Source organism: Pseudomonas sp. NFACC05-1, from assembly GCF_900100135.1.
Lineage (GTDB): Bacteria > Pseudomonadota > Gammaproteobacteria > Pseudomonadales > Pseudomonadaceae > Aquipseudomonas > Aquipseudomonas fluorescens_Q.
The window spans coordinates 236,696-256,132 of the sequence record NZ_FMTR01000006.1 but is presented as its reverse complement, the minus strand read 5'-3'; the positions used below and the strand labels follow the sequence as shown (position 1 = coordinate 256,132).

The 19,437-nt window shown below is 61.3% G+C and carries 21 protein-coding genes; 11 read left to right on the top strand and 10 right to left on the bottom strand.

What is annotated here, in order from left to right; genetic code table 11:
• The first annotated feature begins 4 nt into the window (after nt 1-4).
• From prmC to BLO97_RS12620, 4 genes are all read left to right on the top strand, one after another.
• Complete coding sequence (prmC, locus tag BLO97_RS12635; protein WP_092346068.1) at nt 5-835, top strand: peptide chain release factor N(5)-glutamine methyltransferase; 831 nt, start codon at nt 5-7, stop codon at nt 833-835.
• On the top strand, nt 829-1,584 hold the full coding sequence (locus BLO97_RS12630; protein WP_092223827.1) for a molybdopterin-synthase adenylyltransferase MoeB: 756 nt from the start codon (nt 829-831) through the stop codon (nt 1,582-1,584). The genes prmC and BLO97_RS12630 overlap by 7 nt, the downstream gene beginning before the upstream one ends.
• Nucleotides 1,577-2,368 carry a glutamate racemase gene (murI, locus tag BLO97_RS12625; RefSeq protein WP_092149581.1) on the top strand — a complete coding sequence of 264 codons (792 nt, stop codon included), beginning with the start codon at nt 1,577-1,579 and terminating at the stop codon, nt 2,366-2,368. Before BLO97_RS12630 ends, murI begins: the two co-directional genes overlap by 8 nt.
• Nucleotides 2,369-2,482: 114 nt before the next feature.
• Entirely contained in the window at nt 2,483-3,001 is a 519-nt protein-coding gene (locus BLO97_RS12620) for an acyloxyacyl hydrolase (protein ID WP_092149578.1), read from the top strand.
• A gap of 116 nt (nt 3,002-3,117) precedes the next feature.
• Here BLO97_RS12620 and BLO97_RS12615 read toward each other — a convergent pair whose 3' ends face one another.
• The 6 genes from BLO97_RS12615 to BLO97_RS12590 form a co-directional block, all read right to left on the bottom strand.
• On the bottom strand, nt 3,118-3,423 hold the full coding sequence (locus BLO97_RS12615; RefSeq protein ID WP_003205513.1) for a YkgJ family cysteine cluster protein: 306 nt from the start codon (nt 3,421-3,423) through the stop codon (nt 3,118-3,120).
• 27 nt (nt 3,424-3,450) lie between these two features.
• Nucleotides 3,451-4,224 carry an SDR family NAD(P)-dependent oxidoreductase gene (locus BLO97_RS12610; RefSeq protein ID WP_092346066.1) on the bottom strand — a complete coding sequence of 258 codons (774 nt, stop codon included), beginning with the start codon at nt 4,222-4,224 and terminating at the stop codon, nt 3,451-3,453.
• 123 nt (nt 4,225-4,347) lie between these two features.
• A complete protein-coding gene (gene phrB, locus BLO97_RS12605) occupies nt 4,348-5,799 on the bottom strand; it encodes a deoxyribodipyrimidine photo-lyase (protein ID WP_063325223.1) in 1,452 nt (483 codons plus the stop codon).
• Between the two features lie 12 nt (nt 5,800-5,811).
• Complete coding sequence (locus tag BLO97_RS12600) at nt 5,812-6,759, bottom strand: MerR family transcriptional regulator (RefSeq protein ID WP_063324392.1); 948 nt, start codon at nt 6,757-6,759, stop codon at nt 5,812-5,814.
• Entirely contained in the window at nt 6,759-7,721 is a 963-nt protein-coding gene (locus BLO97_RS12595; RefSeq protein WP_092223781.1) for a YbgA family protein, read from the bottom strand. Before BLO97_RS12595 ends, BLO97_RS12600 begins: the two co-directional genes overlap by 1 nt.
• 172 nt (nt 7,722-7,893) lie before the next feature.
• A complete protein-coding gene (locus BLO97_RS12590) occupies nt 7,894-8,880 on the bottom strand; it encodes an NAD(P)/FAD-dependent oxidoreductase (protein ID WP_092149567.1) in 987 nt (328 codons plus the stop codon).
• 196 nt (nt 8,881-9,076) lie between these two features.
• On the opposite strand from BLO97_RS12590, the gene BLO97_RS12585 reads away from it, so the two are divergent.
• Nucleotides 9,077-9,976, top strand: coding sequence for a TIGR01777 family oxidoreductase (locus tag BLO97_RS12585; RefSeq protein WP_092346064.1), 900 nt, complete (start codon nt 9,077-9,079; stop codon nt 9,974-9,976).
• A gap of 13 nt (nt 9,977-9,989) precedes the next feature.
• On the top strand, nt 9,990-11,015 hold the full coding sequence (gene hemH / locus BLO97_RS12580) for a ferrochelatase (RefSeq protein ID WP_092223775.1): 1,026 nt from the start codon (nt 9,990-9,992) through the stop codon (nt 11,013-11,015).
• Between the two features lie 119 nt (nt 11,016-11,134).
• Here the strand turns inward: hemH and BLO97_RS12575 are convergent, their stop codons facing one another.
• Both BLO97_RS12575 and upp read right to left on the bottom strand, forming a co-directional pair.
• Nucleotides 11,135-12,409, bottom strand: a complete 1,275-nt coding sequence (locus BLO97_RS12575; RefSeq protein ID WP_092149559.1) for a uracil-xanthine permease family protein — start codon at nt 12,407-12,409, stop codon at nt 11,135-11,137.
• Nucleotides 12,410-12,411: 2 nt separating this feature from the next.
• A complete protein-coding gene (gene upp / locus BLO97_RS12570) occupies nt 12,412-13,050 on the bottom strand; it encodes a uracil phosphoribosyltransferase (protein WP_003185330.1) in 639 nt (212 codons plus the stop codon).
• Between the two features lie 164 nt (nt 13,051-13,214).
• Between upp and BLO97_RS12565 the strand changes: the two genes are divergently transcribed.
• On the top strand, nt 13,215-13,772 hold the full coding sequence (locus BLO97_RS12565) for a hypoxanthine-guanine phosphoribosyltransferase (RefSeq protein ID WP_053125250.1): 558 nt from the start codon (nt 13,215-13,217) through the stop codon (nt 13,770-13,772).
• A gap of 3 nt (nt 13,773-13,775) precedes the next feature.
• Nucleotides 13,776-14,249, top strand: coding sequence for a WbuC family cupin fold metalloprotein (locus BLO97_RS12560; RefSeq protein ID WP_092149556.1), 474 nt, complete (start codon nt 13,776-13,778; stop codon nt 14,247-14,249).
• Nucleotides 14,250-14,375: 126 nt separating this feature from the next.
• Here the strand turns inward: BLO97_RS12560 and dauA are convergent, their stop codons facing one another.
• The gene (dauA, locus tag BLO97_RS12555) at nt 14,376-16,118 is read right to left on the bottom strand and encodes a C4-dicarboxylic acid transporter DauA (protein WP_092346062.1); all 1,743 of its coding nucleotides are present in this window, start codon (nt 16,116-16,118) and stop codon (nt 14,376-14,378) included.
• Nucleotides 16,119-16,384: 266 nt separating this feature from the next.
• Between dauA and BLO97_RS12550 the strand changes: the two genes are divergently transcribed.
• The 3 genes from BLO97_RS12550 (at nt 16,385) to BLO97_RS12540 (ending at nt 17,870) form a co-directional block, all read left to right on the top strand.
• Nucleotides 16,385-16,870 carry a hypothetical protein gene (locus tag BLO97_RS12550; RefSeq protein ID WP_063324400.1) on the top strand — a complete coding sequence of 162 codons (486 nt, stop codon included), beginning with the start codon at nt 16,385-16,387 and terminating at the stop codon, nt 16,868-16,870.
• 61 nt (nt 16,871-16,931) lie between these two features.
• Nucleotides 16,932-17,219 (top strand): PA4642 family protein, encoded by a 288-nt coding sequence (locus BLO97_RS12545; RefSeq protein WP_092149547.1) that lies wholly within the window; start codon nt 16,932-16,934, stop codon nt 17,217-17,219.
• 186 nt (nt 17,220-17,405) lie between these two features.
• Nucleotides 17,406-17,870, top strand: a complete 465-nt coding sequence (locus tag BLO97_RS12540; RefSeq protein WP_063324402.1) for a hypothetical protein — start codon at nt 17,406-17,408, stop codon at nt 17,868-17,870.
• A gap of 56 nt (nt 17,871-17,926) precedes the next feature.
• Here BLO97_RS12540 and mqo read toward each other — a convergent pair whose 3' ends face one another.
• A complete protein-coding gene (gene mqo / locus BLO97_RS12535) occupies nt 17,927-19,432 on the bottom strand; it encodes a malate dehydrogenase (quinone) (RefSeq protein ID WP_063324403.1) in 1,506 nt (501 codons plus the stop codon).
• Between the last annotated feature and the right edge of the window lie 5 nt (nt 19,433-19,437).

Genomic DNA, 19,437 nt, shown 5'->3' with positions numbered 1-19,437 from the left:
ATAAATGACCATCATCGCCAGTCTGTTACGCGCCGCCGAGTTGCCGGATTCGCCCACGGCACGGCTGGACGCCGAGTTGTTGCTTGCCGCAGCCTTGGGCAAGTCCCGCAGCTTCCTGCACACCTGGCCCGAGCGGATCGTACCCAGTGAGGCAGCGTTGCTGTTCTCCGAATACCTGCGGCGGCGTCGCTCCGGCGAGCCGGTGGCGTATATCCTCGGGCAACAGGGCTTCTGGAAACTCGACCTGGAAGTCGCGCCTCATACCTTGATCCCGCGTCCCGACACCGAGCTGCTGGTGGAAACCGCGCTGGCGTTGTTGCCGGCCACACCGGCCCGGGTCCTGGACCTGGGCACCGGCAGCGGTGCGATTGCCCTGGCATTGGCCAGCGAGCGCCCTGCCTGGAAAGTCACCGCGGTCGACCGGGTGCTGGAGGCCGTAGCCCTGGCCGAACGCAATCGCCAGCGCCTGGATCTGCACAACGTCACGGTGCTGAGCAGCCACTGGTTCAGTGCGCTGGAAGACACGCGTTTCGAGTTGATCATCAGCAACCCGCCGTACATTGCAGCCAGCGATCCGCATCTGGCCGAGGGTGACGTGCGTTTCGAGCCATCCAGCGCCCTGGTTGCCGGGCCGGACGGGCTCGATGATTTGCGCCAGATCGTTGCCCAGGCCCCGGCTCACCTTGAGCCGGGTGGCTGGGTGATGCTCGAGCACGGCTACGACCAGGCCGAAGCAGTGCGCGATTTGCTGCGCACCCAAGGCTTTGTCGAAGTCCACAGCCGCAAGGACCTGGGTGGTCATGAGCGCATCAGCCTGGGGTGCCTGCCGTGCTGAACGATCAGGAGTTGTTGCGCTACAGCCGGCAGATTCTGTTGCAGCACGTCGACATCGACGGCCAATTGCGTCTCAAGCAAAGCCGCGTGCTGATCATCGGCCTTGGTGGTCTCGGCGCCCCGGTAGCGTTGTACCTGGCCGCCGCTGGGGTGGGGGAGATGCACCTGGCGGATTTCGACACCGTCGACCTGACCAACCTGCAACGCCAGATCATTCACGACACTGACAGCGTCGGCCTGAGCAAGGTCGATTCGGCGATGCGACGCCTGGGGGCGATCAACCCTGAGGTTCGGCTGATGCCTCACCGGGTGGCCATGGACGAAGACAGCCTGGCCGCGGCAGTCGCGACAGTGGATGTGGTGCTCGACTGCTCCGACAATTTCTCGACCCGCGAAGCGGTGAACGCGGCCTGTGTCGCGGCGGGTAAGCCGCTGGTCAGTGGCGCGGCGATTCGTCTGGAAGGGCAGTTGTCGGTGTTCGACCCACGCCGCCCCGAAAGCCCTTGCTATCACTGCCTTTATGGTCACGGCAGCGAAGCCGAGCTGACCTGTAGCGAGGCCGGTGTGATCGGACCGCTGGTGGGATTGGTGGGCAGCCTGCAAGCCCTTGAAGCCTTGAAGTTGCTGGCCGGTTTCGGTGAGCCGCTGGTGGGGCGCTTGCTGTTGATCGATGCCCTGGGCACGCGTTTCCGTGAACTGCGGGTCAAGCGCGACCCAGGTTGCAGCGTCTGCGGTGGCCAACATGAGTGAAGCGCCGATTGGTGTGCTTGACTCGGGTGTCGGCGGGTTGTCGGTGCTGGGGGAAATTCGCCAGTTGCTGCCCAATGAGTCGCTGTTGTATGTGGCGGACTGTGGGCATATTCCCTACGGCGAGAAGACCCCGGAATACATCCGGCAACGCTGCGCGATCATTGCCGACTTTCTCCTGGGCCAGGGCGCCAAGGCGCTGGTTGTCGCCTGCAACACCGCAACGGTTGCTGCCGTTGCCGATCTACGCCGTGATTTCCCTCATTGGCCCATCGTCGGGATGGAGCCGGCGGTCAAGCCGGCGGCTGCCGCGACCCGCAGCGGTATCGTCGGTGTGCTGGCCACCACCGGCACCTTGCAGAGCGCCAAGTTCGCCGCTTTGCTCGACCGTTTCGCCACCGATGTGCGAGTCATCACGCAACCGTGTCCGGGCCTGGTTGAACTGATCGAGACGGGTGATTTACACAGTCCGGCCTTGTATCAATTGCTGCAACATTACGTCGACCCCTTGCTGGCAGCTGGCTGCGATACGCTGATCCTGGGGTGCACGCACTATCCGTTCCTCAAGCCATTGCTCGCGCGGATGATTCCGGAGCACATCAGCCTGATCGACACCGGTGCCGCCGTGGCCCGGCAACTTCAGCGTCTTTTGGCTGAGCGAGAGCTGCTGGCTGAGGGACCAGCCGGCGAAACGTATTTCTGGACGAGTGCAGACCCGATACATTTAAGAAAAATCCTACCTACGCTATGGCATTCGTCCGGCGTTGTGCGAAGCTTCGATCTGTAAGAAAAATGTGAAAACTGTGTGAAACGGGCTGAACTTCTGTTTGGGGGCAGATTTCTATAGCTTTGTCTGTTTGTAACAAAATCAACTAAGTCTGTTCGGAAAAGGATGTTTCTAATGAAGCGCTTATTCTGCTTCGCCGCGTTTGCGGCTGCATTGTTGGGGCACACTTACACTGCACAAGCAGCGGGTGTGGAATTTGGGGTTGGCCAGACCAGCGATTCGACCATGACCTATCGCCTGGGCATGCAGTTCGACTGGGACAAGAGTTGGCTGCAAAGTGATGTCGGTCGCCTGACCGGCTACTGGAGCGGTGCCTATACCTACTGGGAAGGGGACGAGACATCCAGCAATCACAGCCTGTCGTTTTCGCCTGTGTTTGTGTATGAATTTTCCGGCCAGAACGTGAAGCCTTACATCGAGGCGGGTGTCGGTGTGGCGTTGTTCGCCAATACCGAAGTGGAAGACAACAAGCTCGGTACGGCTTTCCAGTTTGAAGATCGTATCGGCTTCGGCCTGCGCTTCAACGGTGGACATGAAGTGGGCATTCGCGCCACTCATTACTCCAACGCCGGCATCAAGTCGACCAACGATGGTGTAGAAAGCTACTCGCTGCACTACACGATGCCGCTGTAACACTTAAATACTGTGGGAGCGGGCTTGCTCGCGAAAGCGTAGTGTCAATCGCTTCAGTGCTGGCTGATCCGACGCTTCGCGAGCATGCCCGCTCCCACAAAAATCGGGTCTATTTCCTACCGATACGCCGTCGCAATCCCTTGGCGTTCTTCCAGGCACTCCGGTGCGCCCATCTCGAACTCCCGGCAGATCAGCGGGCGCTTTTCGTAGATGGTGCACATCATGCTGTCGCGATCCAGGGCCGCGCACCAACCGTCATCAAGCCTCAGCATCACTTCCCCACCCCAGTCGTCCGTGTCGATAAAACGCTCCGGAACCCCGGTGTCGGTGATCAGCATCACTTCCAACTGGCAGCAGCACGCCGCGCACGTCGAGCACGTGACTGCCGGTGCCGGGATTTCATGGACAGGGATGGTTTTCATGGCGCGCAGTGTAAGGCAATCGGCGGCTCAGGGTTGTCCCTTGATCGGATAGCCGTTTTTCGCCTGGCATGAGTCAATGTCGGGCGGCACGGTTTCGGTCGACGAAGGCAAAGGCCAGAGTGTGGTCATGGACACAATGGGGAGCGCGACTTCCCGTGGGCGCTCGACCAACTGATTCAGCACATGTTGCGCTGCTTCGTCCGCCGACCAGTGAGCCGGGGTTGGGAAGCTGTCTTCGGCCCCCTGCAATGGGCCGTCGTAGCCAGGGTGTACCAACGTCGCGTCAACACCCGCGCGCGCCAGGTCTGCCCGAGCCGATTCGAACAGATGACGTATCCCGTTGCCACCGGCTTCGGTTTGCGAAGGCGGCAGGTAAGTCGCCGGGCTGGCAATACCCACCAGATGAGGTTCGGTCCCAGCGCGCAACAAGGGCGTGGCCACTTCGATGCAGAAACTGGCAGCCAGCAGATTGCTGCGCACAATATGCTCGATCAATGTGTGATCAGCCGGCTGCCCGTCAACGTACTCAGCCGTCCCGGCATTGACGATCACCTGATCCAGGGCGCCCCATTGCCGGGTGATCTGTTCGCCGATTTCGCGCACGGCCCGGCTGTCGGTCAAATTGCCGGGCACGGCCAGCACTTGTCCTGGATAACGTACCGAAAGGGTTTCGCATGATCGGGTCGAGCGCGAACTGACGGCCAGGTATGCACCTGTCTCCAGTATCGCTTCAGCCAACGAAGCGCCGATTCCGTTGCCAGCCCCGGTGAGCCAATAGCGCCGTGGCAGTCTGAGACCCATTCCCTTCTCCTTTCGATTGGACAGCCTACTGATCCGTGGCTTTTCAGTAGAGTCCGTACGATTAGTAAGACTATATGTTATCGGGTAAATGATGCATCCCCTAGACCGGCAATTTCGTGTTCGCTAATCGCCCATCCCTTCAACGGCTGCATCCTGTCGCGCTGGCAGGTTTCTGAACGCTGCCAGCGCACGCGCCCTGGATTGGCTCAAGTCGACAATCGGTGCCGGATAATCCACGGCGCCAAACAAGCCGCCCTGGGTATTTGGGCTATGGACCTGTTGCCTGTCCAGATCGTTCAGTTCAGGTAACCAGTGCTTGATGAACAAGCCCTCGCGGTCAAATTTTTCCGACTGGCTCAACGGATTGAAGATGCGGAACCAGGGCGCCGAGTCGGTGCCGGTGGAGGCGCTCCATTGCCAGCCGCCATTGTTGGCGGCGAGGTCGCCGTCGATCAGGTGCTGCATGAAAAAGCGCTCGCCTTCGCGCCAATCGATCAACAGGTTCTTGGTCAGGAACATGGCTACGACCATCCGCAAGCGGTTGTGCATCCAACCGGTCTCCAGCATTTGACGCATGGCTGCATCGATAATCGGTAGGCCGGTGCGTGCTTGCTTCCAGGCTTCCAATTCTGCGGGGGCCTTGCGCCATGCCAACGCCTCGGTTTCGGGGCGAAACGCACGATGGCGCGACACGCGTGGATAGCCCACTAGAATGTGTTTATAAAACTCGCGCCAGAGCAATTCATTGATCCAGGTCACAGCGCCGGCATTTCCGCTCTCGAATTCACCTTGGTTGGCTTGCAGCGCGGCGTGCAGGCACTGGCGCGGCGACACCACGCCGGCCACCAGATAGGCCGAGAGCTGGCTGGTGCCGGGCCTGGCGGGGTAATCTCGTTCACCTTGGTAATCGTCGATGTGCTGGTCGACGAAGGTGTCCAGGCGCCGACGGGCTTCGGTTTCCCCGGCGGGCCAGAGGGCTCGTAGCGCTTCGCTGGGCGGGGCGAAGCCATCGACTTGTGTCGGCACCGGGTCGCGGGCAATGCCGGTGGAGGCCTGCCGGGCCGGCGTGGCGACCAGGCTCGGCAATGAGAGGTGCAGACGGCTGTAGCAGACTTTGCGGAACTGACTGAACACTTGGAAATAATTGCCGGTCTTGGTCAGCACGCTGCCGGGCTTGAACAGTAATTGATCGAGGTGGCTGTGAAATTCAACGCCCTGGTCATTCAGCGTGCGGGCGACTTCGGCGTCGCGTCGTGTTTCATTCAGGCCGTACTCTTCGTTGACATGCACGGCGTCGACGTTCAGTTCGCGACACAGCTTGAGCAGTACCTGCGGTGCCTGGTGCCAATGCGCAGCGGCGCGGATCAGCAATGGGATGTTCAATTCGGCCAGGGCCGCACTCAACGCGCTGAGGTTGCGCAACCAGAAATCGATCTTGCACGGTGCGTCGTCATGGGCGCGCCATTGTTCGGGGCTGGTCAGGTACACCGCCACGCAGGGGCCTTGGGCTGCGGCCGCCGTGAGGGCGGTGTTGTCGTGTAGGCGCAAGTCGCTGCGCAGCCAGATCAGTTGCATGCTGTCTTCCATCTAAAGGAGTTCTCGACGACTCAGTTCGCGGTGAGCCGATAACGGGTCTTCGGCCCAGGACACGTCAATCATCGACACGCCTGTGGATAACCTGGCTTGGTGGATCGACGCAGCCGGGCCGGCAATGACGATCGGGCAATCGATTCCGCCCAGCAGCCTGGGCAGTTGGGACAGGTTGAGTGCGTGACTGGAATACAGCAGGACGCCGCGGGCCTTGAGGCGCTCGACCGCCAGGGCCAGTTCGCCGGCCGGTAGAGGGCAGTCGAACACTTCCACCGGGCAGTCGGCGCTGCTGGCCAGCCAGGCGGTGAGCCATAAGTGCGGCTCCTGGGGCGAGTCCGAATGATTGACCAGCAACAGTGGCGCGCCGCGCAACTGACGGTTGTTGTGGTAGATCCGGCTGCCGAACTTGCTGCGCAGCCACGAGTACAGGAAGACCCGTTCCAGCTGCGCACCGAACTGGCCTTGCCAGCGCAGGTGCAACTCGGCCAGCAACGGCAAGAGCAACTGCTCGCACACGGTCCAGGGTGGGTACAGCGCCATCGCCTGGTTGACCAGATCATCGATCTGGCGCTCGGCCAGTTGCGTCACCGCCAGCACCAAGGCGTGGCGCTGGCGCTGCCAGTCATTCTCCGGCACCTGTGTGGGTTCGGTCGGTGGCTGCGGTGTGTCCAGCAAAGGCTTGATCTTGCTCACCGCAACGCCACGGTCGATCCAGGTGAGAATGCTCAGGATCCGTTGCACATGGTCGGCATTGAACAGTCGGTGGCCCTTGGGGGTACGGTGCGGCACGATCAGGCCATAACGGCGTTCCCAGGCTCGCAGCGTGACGGCGTTGACACCGGTTTGCCGGGCGACCTCGCGTATGGGCAGCCAGCCTTGCGCCAAGGCCTTGGCAAAGTCGGCCCCCAGGTCTTCGCTGGCGCTGGAGTCGGGTTCGTTCTTCATCAAATAGCGTTTCGCAAGCTGAGGTTTTCCGGGTGTGGTTGCAGGTAGACCTGCTGCGTCAGGTAAGGATCGGGGTGCTGGCGCAGGTGATGCTTGAGCAACGTCAGTGGCACCACCAAGGGCACGATGCCGAGGCGATATTGCCCGATCAGATGCTGTACTTCCTGTTTGTCATCGGCGTCGATGACGCGCTTGAGGTAACCGCTCAGGTGTTGCAGCACGTTGGTGTGGGTGCGACGGGTGGCGCATTTCTTCAAGGCGGCCATCAATGCGCTGAAATAGCGTGGGCCCAACTCATTGGGGTCGGCCTTGCCCATGTTGCCCAGCAAATTGCCCAGGGCCTTGTATTGCACTGGGTTGTGGGCCATCAGCAGGTATTTGTAGCGCGAGTGGAATTCGATAAGGTCGCGACGGCTCAGTCCGTCGCGACGCAAAGGTTGCCAGGCGGCATAGGCGAACACCCGGGTCAGGAAGTTCTCGCGCAGCACCGGGTCGTTGAGGCGACCGTCTTCCTCCACCGGCAGGTCGGGGTGGCGTTCGCAGAAGGCCTGGGCATAGATCCCGCGGCCGCCGCCGTCCTGGGTCACGCCGTTGTGATCATAAACCTTGACCCGCTCCAGTCCGCAGGACGGCGATTTCTGCATGAAGATATAGCCGCAGATGTCATCCAGTTCCCCAGCCATTTGCTTTGCGTAGTCGGCCAGTGGCCGGGTCGCGTTGAGCTCGCGATTCACCGTGCCGAGCGCCTCGGGATGTTTGGGGTCGCCCACCAGGCGAATCGGCTCCCGGGGGATACCCAGGCCGATGGCGACTTCGGGGCACACCGGCACGAAATCGAAATAGTCGACGAGGGTGCGGCTGCACAACTGCGATTGCTTGTGCCCGCCGTTAAAGCGAACTTCAGCCCCCATCAGGCAGGCGCTGATGGCGATTCTGGGTTTGGCGATGGCTGTGCTGGACATAGGCGACCTCTGATTGCTAAATCTTGTACAGATTTGTGTTTCTGTACAATATTTTCATCATAGGTCCGAACGTGCACAAGTCAACCGGATTGTGTGGCGAGGCGACGTCAATCTGTGTCGCAGGCAGGCTGCTGTCTCTTTCGACAGCAGCGAATATCGATGGGTGATGCGCTTACTGCAGGCTTGCGTGCAGGCGGCGTGCGGCCTCCTGGCCGCTGAGCCATGCGCCTTCGACCCGGCCGGACAGGCACCAGTCGCCGCACACATACAGGCCCAGGTCGGCATCGGCCAAGGCGCCCCATTCGTGGTTGCCGGCGGGGCGGGCGTAGAGCCAGCGATGGGCCACGCTGAAGCTCGGTGCGGGCATCGCGCTGTGCAGCAGTTCGGCGAAGGCGCCGTGCAGATGTTCGATCACCGCTTCCTTGGACAGGTCGATGTGCTGCCGGCTCCAGTCGCTGGTGGCGTGCAGTACCCAGGTGTCGAGCGTGTTGTCGCGTCCCGGCTTGCTGCGGTTGCGCGCCAGCCAATCCAGGGGACTGTCCTGTACGAAGCAGCCTTCCATGGGCGTATCCAGCGGTGTTTCGAAGGCCAGCGCCACGGCCCAGGTCGGGTCCATCTTCACGCCGGCGGCCACTGCGGCCAGCTTCGGTACGGCCGCCAGCAACGCGGTGGCCTGGGGCGCGGGCGTGGCGATCACCACCTGGCCGAAGGGGCCGTGGGTGAAACCTTCGGCGTCCTGCAAATGCCAGTGTTCCTGGCCGCGGTACACCTCGGTGATCCGGCAGGAAAACTGCACCTGCAACTTGTCGAGCAAGGCGCGGCTGATGGCGCTCATGCGCGGCGTGCCGACCCAACGGGTCTGCTCGTCCGGCGATGGGCTCAGTTGTCCGTTCTGGAAGTTGTAGAGTTGCGGGTTCCATTCCGCCGCCCAGCCGTTGGTTTGCCAGCGCTGGACCTCCGTGACAAAGCGGCGATCACGGGCGGTGAAGTATTGCGCGCCCATGTCCAATGCGCCGACGTCGCTGCGTTTGCTCGACATGCGTCCGCCGCTGCCGTGGCTTTTATCGAAGAGTTGAACGATATGCCCGGCCTCCGTCAGGGCCTGGGCGGCTGAAAGTCCGGCGATGCCGGTGCCGATGATTGCGATAGGTACAGTCATGAGGGCCTCGTTTACCTTTCTGTACAGACTACGCCGTCGTTTAAACCTGTACAATTCGGGTTTTTGGTATAAGTTTTACCGTTCGCGTTTGGACAGCTTGTCCTATTGTTAAACACAGACCCTGTCCGATACGAAAAATCCCTGCTTATAAAAATAGACTAATGGGCCGGGTAAAACGCGATACGAGGAACATCTCATGCACATATTGCTGACCGGCGGTACTGGTTTGATCGGACGTCAGCTCTGCCGCCTCTGGTTGGGGCAGGGACATCGCTTGACGGTATGGAGTCGCCGGCCCGAAGAGGTGGCGAAAATCTGTGGGGCAGATGTACGAGGCGTTGCCAGGCTCGATGAAGTTGTCGAGCCGGTGGACGCAGTGGTCAACCTCGCGGGAGCGCCGATTGCCGACCGGCCCTGGAGTCACAAGCGCAAGATGTTGTTGTGGAGCAGTCGCATCACGCTGACGGAAGTTTTGCTAGCGTGGCTGGAGCGTTGCGAGCAGAAACCGCAGGTGTTGATTTCCGGTTCCGCGGTGGGCTGGTATGGCGACGGTGGCGAGCGTGAGTTGACTGAGGAGTCGGGGCCGGTGAGTGAAGATTTCGCCAGTCAGTTGTGTATCGCCTGGGAAGAAACCGCGCAACGGGCCGAGGCGTTGGGCATACGCGTGGTGCTGGTTCGTACCGGCCTGGTCCTGTCTGCCGAGGGCGGCTTTTTGTCGCGGCTGCGGCTGCCGTTCAAACTGGCGCTGGGCGGGCGTATCGGCAATGGTCGGCAGTGGATGCCGTGGATTCATATTGACGATCAAATCGCCCTGATTGATTTTCTTCTGCACCGCTTTGATGCCAGCGGTCCTTATAATGCGTGCGCTCCGAACCCGGTGCGCAACCGCGATTTTGCCAAGGCCCTGGGGCATGTATTGCATCGGCCAGCCGTGGTGCCGATGCCGGAGCTTGCGTTGAAAGTCGCGCTGGGGGAACTGTCCTTGCTGTTGCTCGGCGGCCAGCGCGCCACGCCGGCCCGATTGCAGGCGGCGGGTTTCACATTCCGGTTCACTGATTTGCCCGCGGCCTTGGAAGACTTGTCCGGCCGCCTTTGAAATAGGACGTTGCATGACCGATCACGCGTTGCTTCTGGTGAATCTGGGTTCGCCTGCCTCCACTTCGGTGGCCGATGTGCGCCGCTACCTCAATCAATTCCTGATGGATCCTTATGTCATCGACTTGCCATGGCCCGTGCGGCGCTTGCTGGTGTCGCTGATCCTGATCAAGCGTCCCGAGCAGTCGGCCCATGCCTATGCCTCGATCTGGTGGGAGGAGGGTTCGCCGTTGGTGGTGCTCAGCCGCCGGCTGCAACAGGCCATGACCGCGCAGTGGACCCAGGGACCGGTAGAACTGGCAATGCGTTATGGCGAGCCGTCCATTGAGTCGGCGTTGGTGCGGCTGGCGAGCCAGGGTCACAAGAAGATCACGTTGGCGCCGTTGTATCCGCAGTTCGCCGACAGCACCGTGACCACGGTGATCGAAGAGGCCAAGCGGGTCGTGCGGGAAAAGAGACTCGATGTGCAGTTCTCGATTCTCCAGCCCTTCTACGATCAGCCCGAATACGTTGACGCCCTGGTGGCCAGCGCCAAGCCGTACCTGATGCAGGAACACGATCACCTGTTGTTGAGTTTCCATGGTTTGCCGGAGCGGCACCTGACCAAGCTCGACCCAACGGGCTTCCATTGCTTCAAAGACGCCGACTGCTGCAAGAACGCGCCGCCGGAGGTCATGGCGACCTGTTACCGCGCCCAGTGCATTCGCACCGCGCAACTGTTTGCCGAGCAGATGGGGCTGGCGGATGGTAGTTGGTCGGTATCGTTCCAATCGCGACTGGGCCGTGCCAAGTGGATCGAGCCTTACACTGAAGCACGCCTGGAAGAGTTGGCTAAAAGTGGCGTGAAGAAGGTGCTGGTGATGTGCCCGGCGTTCGTTGCCGACTGCATCGAGACCCTGGAAGAAATCGGTGATCGCGGGCGCGAGCAGTTCCGTGAGGCCGGAGGGGAGGAGTTGGTGCTGGTGCCTTGCCTCAATGATGAGCCGCAGTGGGCCAAGGCGTTGAGCACGCTGTGTGAGCGGGCGCCGATCGCGCTGTAATACAAAACCTGTGGCGAGGGAGCTTGCTCCCGCTTGGGTGCGAAGCGCCCACAACAGCGGGACTGCTTCGCAGTCCAGCGGGAGCAAGCTCCCTCGCCACAATAGAAGAGCAGGCTGATTTATAGCAGCGGCTCATCCGCCTTCTTGTGCTTCCAACTGTCATTGCCCGGCAGCAGCAGGTTCAGCGCGATCGCCACCACCGCGCACAACGCGATGCCTTTGAGGCCGAAATCGTCCGGCCCAGTGCCGGTGCCCACCAGCACACCACCGATGCCGAACACCAGCGTGACCGAAACGATCACCAGGTTGCGCGCCTCGCCCAGGTCGATCTTGTGGCGGATCAAGGTGTTCATGCCCACTGCCGCAATCGAACCGAACAACAGGCACAGAATCCCGCCCATCACCGGCACCGGAATGCTTTGCAGCAGCGCACCGAACTTGCCGATGAATGCCAGGCTGATGGCAAAGATCGCCGCCCAGGTCATGATCTTCGGGTTGTAGTTTTTGGTTAGCATCACCGCGCCAGTCACCTCGGCATAGGTGGTGTTGGGCGGGCCGCCGAACAGGCCGGCGGCGGTGGTGGCAATGCCGTCACCGAGCAGTGTGCGGTGCAGACCGGGTTTTTTCAGGTAGTCGCGACCGGTCACGCTGCCCACGGCAATCACGCCGCCGATGTGCTCGATGGCCGGCGCCAGCGCCACCGGGACGATGAACAGGATCGCCTGCCAATTGAACTCCGGTGCGGTGAAGGCCGGAAGGGCGAACCACGGCGCGGCGGCGATTTTCGCGGTGTCCACGACGCCGAAGAAAAACGCCATGGCAAAGCCCACCAGCACGCCGGAAATGATCGGCACCAGGCGGAAAATGCCTTTGCCAAACACCGCCACGATCAGGGTGGTGAGCAGCGCCGGCATCGAGATCATCATCGCGGTCTGATAATGAATCAGCTCGGTGCCGTCGCCGGCCTTGCCCATCGCCATGTTGGCGGCAATCGGCGCCATGGCCAGGCCGATGGAGATGATCACCGGGCCAATCACTACCGGCGGCAGCAGCCGGTCGATGAACCCGGTGCCCTTGATCTTCACCGCCAGGCCAAGAAAGGTGTAGACGAAACCTGCCGCCATCACGCCGCCCATGGTCGCGGCCAGGCCGAACTGGCCCTTGGCGAGGATGATCGGCGTGATGAAGGCAAAGCTCGAAGCCAGGAACACTGGCACCTGGCGCCCGGTGACGATTTGGAACAGGATCGTTCCCAGGCCGGCCGTGAACAGCGCCACGTTAGGGTCCAACCCGGTGATCAGCGGCATCAGTACCAGCGCGCCGAAGGCGACGAACAGCATCTGCGCGCCGGACAGCACCTGGCGCCAGAGCGGATCGTTGAACTCATCCTGCATGCTCAAGCGTCCTTCTGCTTGGTGCCGAAGATCTTGTCGCCGGCATCGCCCAGGCCCGGGATGATGTAGCCGTGCTCGTTGAGTTTCTGGTCAATGGACGCGGTGTAGATGGTCACGTCCGGGTGGGCGTCCTGCACGGCCTTGATGCCTTCGGGCGCGGCGACCAGCACCATGGCGCGGATGTCCCGGCAACCGGCTTTTTTCAACAGGTCGATGGTGGCGACCATGGAGCTGCCGGTGGCGAGCATCGGGTCGATGATCATCGCCAGGCGCTCGTCGATTTCCGGCACCAGTTTTTCCAGATAGGTGTGCGCCTGCAGGGTCTGCTCGTTGCGAGCCACACCCACGGCGCTGACTTTGGCCCCTGGAATCAGGCTCAGTACGCCCTCGAGCATGCCGATGCCGGCGCGCAGGATCGGCACCACGGTGATCTTCTTGCCGGCGATCTTCTCGACCTGGACCGTACCGGCCCAGCCGTCGATTTCATAGGACTCCAGCGGCAGGTCCTTGGTGGCCTCGTAGGTGAGCAGGGCACCGACTTCCTGGGCGAGTTCACGGAAGTTCTTCGTGCTGATATCGGCGCGGCGCATCAGGCCGAGTTTGTGTCTGATCAGCGGATGGCGGATCTCGAGGATGGGCATGGGGAAGGCTCCGGCGGCGGGCAAAAAAACCGGCCTAGATTAATCTATCCGAGGGTGTTGTCCTATAGACAATACAGAACGTTAGTCCACAAACGCTTGATCTGGCCGGGCGGGATGCGTACCTTTGCCGGCTTTTCCGAACCCTGCCACCCCTGGAGAGCGCCATGTCCGCTGATCTCGAGCATATCCGTCAAATCATGCGAGAGGCTGACTGCCTGTACACCGAAGCCGAAGTCGAAGCGGCCATCGCCCGTGTCGGTGCGCAAATCAATGAACAGCTGGCCGATGCCAATCCGGTGGTGTTCTGCGTCATGAACGGCGGGCTGATTTTTTCCGGCAAGCTGCTGACCTATCTGAACTTCCCATTGGAAGCGTCCTACCTGCACGCCACCCGTTATCGCAACGAAACCAGCGGCGGTGACTTGTTCTGGAAGGCCAAGCCGGAAGTCTCGTTCATCGACCGCGACGTGCTGATCATCGACGACATCCTCGACGAAGGTCACACCCTGGGCGCCATCATCGACTTCTGCAAACACGCCGGTGCCCGCGCCGTGCACACCGCCGTGCTGATCGACAAGGACCACGACCGCAAGGCCCGTCCGGACTTGAAAGCCGATTTCGTCGGCTTGCCGTGCATCGACCGCTACATCTTCGGCTACGGCATGGACTACAAAGGTTACTGGCGCAACGCCAATGGCATTTTCGCCGTCAAGGGAATGTAGTCGATGACCCGGCCAAGCTTTCTGGATCATGCACTGTTCGATGGATTGGCCGAAAAAGCCGCGGCCAGCCCTCGCGGACGGCAGCACCATAACTTCCACGAAATGGATGAGCCGTGCCACCGCATGGCGGTGGGCTTGCAGCCTTCGACCTACATCCCGCCGCACCGCCATCTGAGCGCCGACAAGGCCGAAACCTTGCTGGTGCTCAAGGGCCGGCTGGGGGTATTGATCTTCGATGAAGCCGGCGCGGTGGTGGACAAGCGCATCCTGCAGGCCGGTGGCGATTGCCTCGGCGTCGACCTTCCGGCCGGCGTGTATCACGGATTGGTGGTGCTGGAAGCCGACAGCCTGATGTTCGAATGCAAAGCCGGCCCCTACCGCCCCGTGGGCGAGGGCGAACTGGCCCACTGGGCGCCCCGTGAAGGCGAGCCAGGCGTCGCCGAGTACCGGGCCTGGATGCGTGCCCAGTTCGACTGAGCACCGAATCAGTCGTCGGCACGGAGCTTTTGTGGCGAGGGAGCTTGCTCCCGCTTGGGTGCGTAGCACCCACCTGCAATTGGGGCTGCTGCGCAGCCCAGCGGGAGCAAGCTCCCTCGCCACAGTTCAAGCAAGTCGTGGCTGAGCGGTGCTGCCGCTGGCCAACCACTGCTCGCTCTTGACCCGCGCCTGCTCCAGGGTCTGCACATACGCCAATTGCCGCTGCTCGCGATGAATACCGGCGCGGCGCAGCTTCAGGCGCACCCTGGGCGCCGTCGCGACCAGGATCAGGCCGATGCCCTGCTTGCGGTAATCCTTCAGGATGTTTTCAAACGCAGCCAGCGCGGTCATGTCCAGCATGGGCACGGCGCTCATTTCCACCACCACCACGCGCACCCCCGGATCGAACTTGCGCAGCACGTCCAGGGCTTTTTCTGCCGCACCGAAGAACAGCGGCCCACGAATTGCGTAGCAGCGCACATGCTCGGGCATGTCCAGCAGGGCCTGGTGGAAGTGGCGAGGCAGTTCGGCGCTGTCGGTCAGTTCGCTCATGCGCTTGATGAACAGCCCGGCGGCCAGCAGCAGGCCGACGGCGACGGCCATGACCATGTCGAACAGGACAGTCAGGCTAAGGCAGGTCAGCAGCACCAGTACGTCGCTGCGCGGGGCGATGCGCAAGGTATGCAACACGTGTCCGGCTTCGCTCATGTTCCAGGCCACTATCACCAGTAGCGCCGCCAGGGCTGCCATGGGCAGGTAGCTGAACAGGGGCGCCAGCAACACCATCGCCAGCAGTACCACAAGGCTGTGAATGATCGCCGCCAGCGGTGAAGAGGCGCCGCTGCGCACATTGGTCGCGCTGCGGGCAATGGCCGCCGTGGCGGTGATACCGCCGAACAGCGGCGCCACGAGGTTGCCCAGGCCTTGGCCGATCAGCTCGGCGTTGGGGTCATGCTTGCTGCCGGTCATGCCATCCGCCACCACGGCGCACAGCAGCGATTCGATGGCGCCAAGCATGGCAATGGCGAAGGCCGGGCCCAGCAATTGGCGGATCAGATCATAGGAAAGCGTCAAGGGACGCCCCTGGCCATCTGGCAGGTTCCATGGCCACTCGAAGCTCGGTAAAAACGGCGGGATACCGGGGTGGCTGATGCCATCGACCATGTAGCTGAAACGCTCACCCAATGTCGCCACCGGCAAACCGCCGCGCTCCAGCGCCAGTCCCAATAGCGCCCCGACCAGCAAGGCAACCAAATGCCCGGGAACCCGCGGTACCCAGCGTGGCCAGGCAAACAGCACCGCCAGGCACGTGACGCCGATGATGCCATCGCCGAGCCGGGCACTGGGCAGCGCCACGATCAGTTCGCCCAACTGTTCGATGTAGTGCTTGGCTTGCCCGACGGTGGTCAACCCCAGCAGATCCTTCAGTTGCAAGGTGGCGATGACCACGCCGATCCCGGCGGTAAAGCCGAGAATCACCGGGTAGGGGATGTATTGGATCAGCCGTCCGGCGCGCATCAGGCCCAGGGTGATCAAGATCAGACCAGCGAGCATGGTGCACAACAACAGGCCGCCCAGGCCGTGCTGTTGCGTGATGGGCAGCAGGATTACCACGAATGCCGCCGTCGGCCCGCTGACGTTAAAGCGTGAGCCGCCGGTGAGGGCGATCAAGGGCGCGGCCACCAACACCGTGTACAAGCCATGTTGCGGCGGCACGCCAACGGCAATCGCCAGGGCCATGGCCAGTGGGATGGCGATGATGCCGACGGTCAGCCCGGCCACCAGGTCGCCACGCAGGCGCTCCAGGGTGTAACCGGCGCGCCAGGCCTGGCGCCAGGCGGCAAACAACGGTGGGGCGGAGAAAGACATGAATACTCCTCGCAAGGGGGACACTGGCACTGGCCCTGTGGCGAGGGAGCTTGCTCCCGCTCGAGTGCGTAGCGCTCGCAATATTATGGGGCGGCTGCGCCACCCAGCGGGAGCAAGCTCCCTCGCCACAAAGGCATGCGCCGGTAGGCCGGGGCTGATGGCTCTTTGAGTATGCCGTGCTCGTTGCGCGGATGTATTGATCTGGATCGTTATTTTTACCATCCAGGCTCATGCTAGAGTGCTCGGCCAAGACCCCGGAGCTTGTCATGCGTGTATCGATCCGCCGTAGCGCTACTTTGCTGTTGATCTCCAGCCTGCCCTTGGCGGTCGTGGCTGCACCGATGCACAGCCAGTTCCTACCGCCTGATGACCTGGTGGTGCGCCAGGAGCAGCCTGAACAGCAGCAGTTGCTGCAAGTGACCGAGTATTCGGTGGTGCTGGGTAACCAGCGTCAGTCCAACCAGCAACCGATTCCGGTCACTTCGCCCTTGCTGGTCCGTCTCAAGGGCAAGCCGATGAACAAGGGCGCGACCCTCAGCCAGGTGATCCTTAACTTCGACGGCGAAAGCAAAAGCCTGAAGAAACCGGTTTTCGACGAGGCGAGCAAGACCCTGACGCTGTCTTATCCTCAGGCTCAGTACCGGGTGGTCATCGATCTGCTGCGCAACAACACGGTCTATGTGCAGTTTCTCACCTACGCCAACGGTCATATCTGGGCCGACCTGCACACCGGTGCCGAACGCCCGCGTTGAGCCGCGAGGCCTGCCGGGGGTAAACTGCCCGCCCCGTGAACTGTGCGAGCTGGAGCCGGCAATGCGTAAAGACAAGAAACAAGTGATTGGCGACGAGATTGGCGATGAACAGGTCAAGCTGTTCCTCAATTTCGAACCGGTCGATGCCACGTCGCCGTCGCTGCACAAACTGATCAAGGCCTACCGTGGGCTGCGGGTCGATGACTTCGAGCGGTTCCTGACGTTTTTCGTCGAGGCCGGTTACGACCTTAATGGCAAGGATGAGCAAGGCAAGGATTTCGTGGCGTTGATCCAGGACCAGCGTAACGCCGAGGAATACATTGAACTGATCAATAAGGCGCGTGGCTGATCGCGTTAATGTCATGTCCGCGCCGCCGCGGCGTTTGAATGTCTGCATCAGTATTTCATGACGTACTCAACTAAGCCCGAAAGGTTATGTCACCATTCGGGCTGTTTTGTTTTAACTGGATTTCCATTACTTTTGGGTTGAAACCAAGGGGTTTCATTTCAATCGCTAAATGGAGTTTTATTTATCATGGAAGATAAAGGTAAATGTATCGCCGGGTGTTTATTGGCCCTGATCGGCTGTCTGGCAAGTTCGGTTTCCAATGCGTTCGATGAGATCGTCAATGTGGAAATATTCAACGCAACGTCAGCGGTCATTGTGCCGGGTAGCGATTTCACGTGGTCTCTGGCCCCGGAAAATGCGGGCCACAGCTTTTCGATAAGTCCTGGAGAACGCCAGGAGCTAACCTATTATCTGCCCCAGGCGCGTGCCGAGCGGGAGTCATTTACCTACACCCAAGGAAACCGCACCTGCCATTTCAGTTTCGGGCATATTCCTGGCGTGCCGGTGAGTGACGGACAGACAATGCCTTATCGTCGCTGGGTTGAAGCGAAACCGGCAGGTGCCTGTGTTGCGGAGTTACTAGAGGTTGAAGATGACGATGATTATGTTCGTCATGGCGGAACACGCGTCAAGTTCAGTATGAAGTCATAATACGGGTAATAAAAAGCCTCCTGTTTGCACGGGAGGCTTTTTATCAGTACACAGTATCAGGCGTAACTTTGAGCCTTGCTGTCTTCAACCAACTCCAACGCAATGTTGTTCTGCGCGTTGATTTTTCGATACAGCGCCGCGTCGGTTTCCAACACTTTTTCCCGGGCCGGGAAGATCTCTGCGAGCTTGGCAGCCCACTCGCCCTTGGCTTTGTCCGGGAAGCAGCGCTCGATCAGTTCCAGCATGATCGACACGGTCACCGAAGCACCCGGCGATGCGCCGAGCAGGGCGGCGAGGCTGCCGTCCTTGGCCGCCACCAGTTCGGTGCCGAACTGCAGGACGCCACCTTTCTTCGGGTCTTTCTTGATGATCTGCACCCGCTGGCCGGCCACTTCCAGGCGCCAGTCCTCGGCTTTCGCCTCGGGGTAGAAACGACGCAGGGATTCCAGGCGCTGTTCCATGGACTGCATCACTTCGCTGATCAGGTACTTGGTCAGGTCCATGTTGTCCCGGGCCACGGCCAGCATCGGGCCGATGTTGCCGGCACGTACCGACAGCGGCAGGTCCATGATCGAGCCGTGCTTGAGGAACTTGGTGGTGAAACCGGCGTATGGCCCGAACAGCAGGGATTTTTTGCCATCGACTACACGGGTGTCCAGGTGCGGCACCGACATCGGCGGCGAGCCCACGGCGGCCTGGCTGTAGACCTTGGCCTGGTGGTGCTTGACCACTTCCGGGTTGTCGCAACGCAGCCACTGGCCACTGACCGGGAAGCCGCCGAAGCCCTTGCTTTCCTCGATGCCCGAGGCTTGCAGCAGCGGCAACGCCGCACCGCCGGCACCGAGGAACACGAACTTGGCGTCGACATCGCGGCTGCTGCCGGAATTGACGTCCTTGATGCTCACGGTCCAGCCACTGCCGTTGCGCTTGAGGCCGGTGACGCGCTTGCAGTATTTGACCTGAGTGTCCGGGGCGCTGGTCAGGTGCTTGAGCAACTGGTTGGTCAGGGCGCCGAAGTTGACGTCGGTGCCGTTCATGACGCGAGTGGCGGCGATGACCTCATCGGCCGGCCGGCCAGGCATCATCAGCGGCATCCACTCGGCCATCCGGGCCTTGTCCTCGGTGTATTCCATGTCGGCGAAGGCGTGATGCTGGCGCATCAGCTCGAAGCGCTTCTTCAGGAACGACACGCCTTTCTCGCCTTGCACGAAGCTCAGGTGTGGCACCGGGGCGATGAAGGACTTGGAGGAGCCGAACGTGCCTTTTTTGGTCAGGTACGTCCAGAACTGCTTCGACACCTCGAACTGGGTGTTGATGTGCACGGCTTTCTTGATGTCGACATTGCCGTCGGCCGCCTGGGGCGTGTAATTGAGCTCACACAGCCCGGCGTGACCGGTGCCGGCGTTGTTCCATGGGTTGGAACTCTCCGCGGCACCGGAATCCATCAGCTCGACGACTTCCAGCGAGATCGCGGGGTCGAGCTCCTTGAGCAGTACGGCCAGGGTGGCACTCATGATGCCGGCCCCTACCAGAACTACATCGACTGCTTCGTTATGCGCCATTTAAC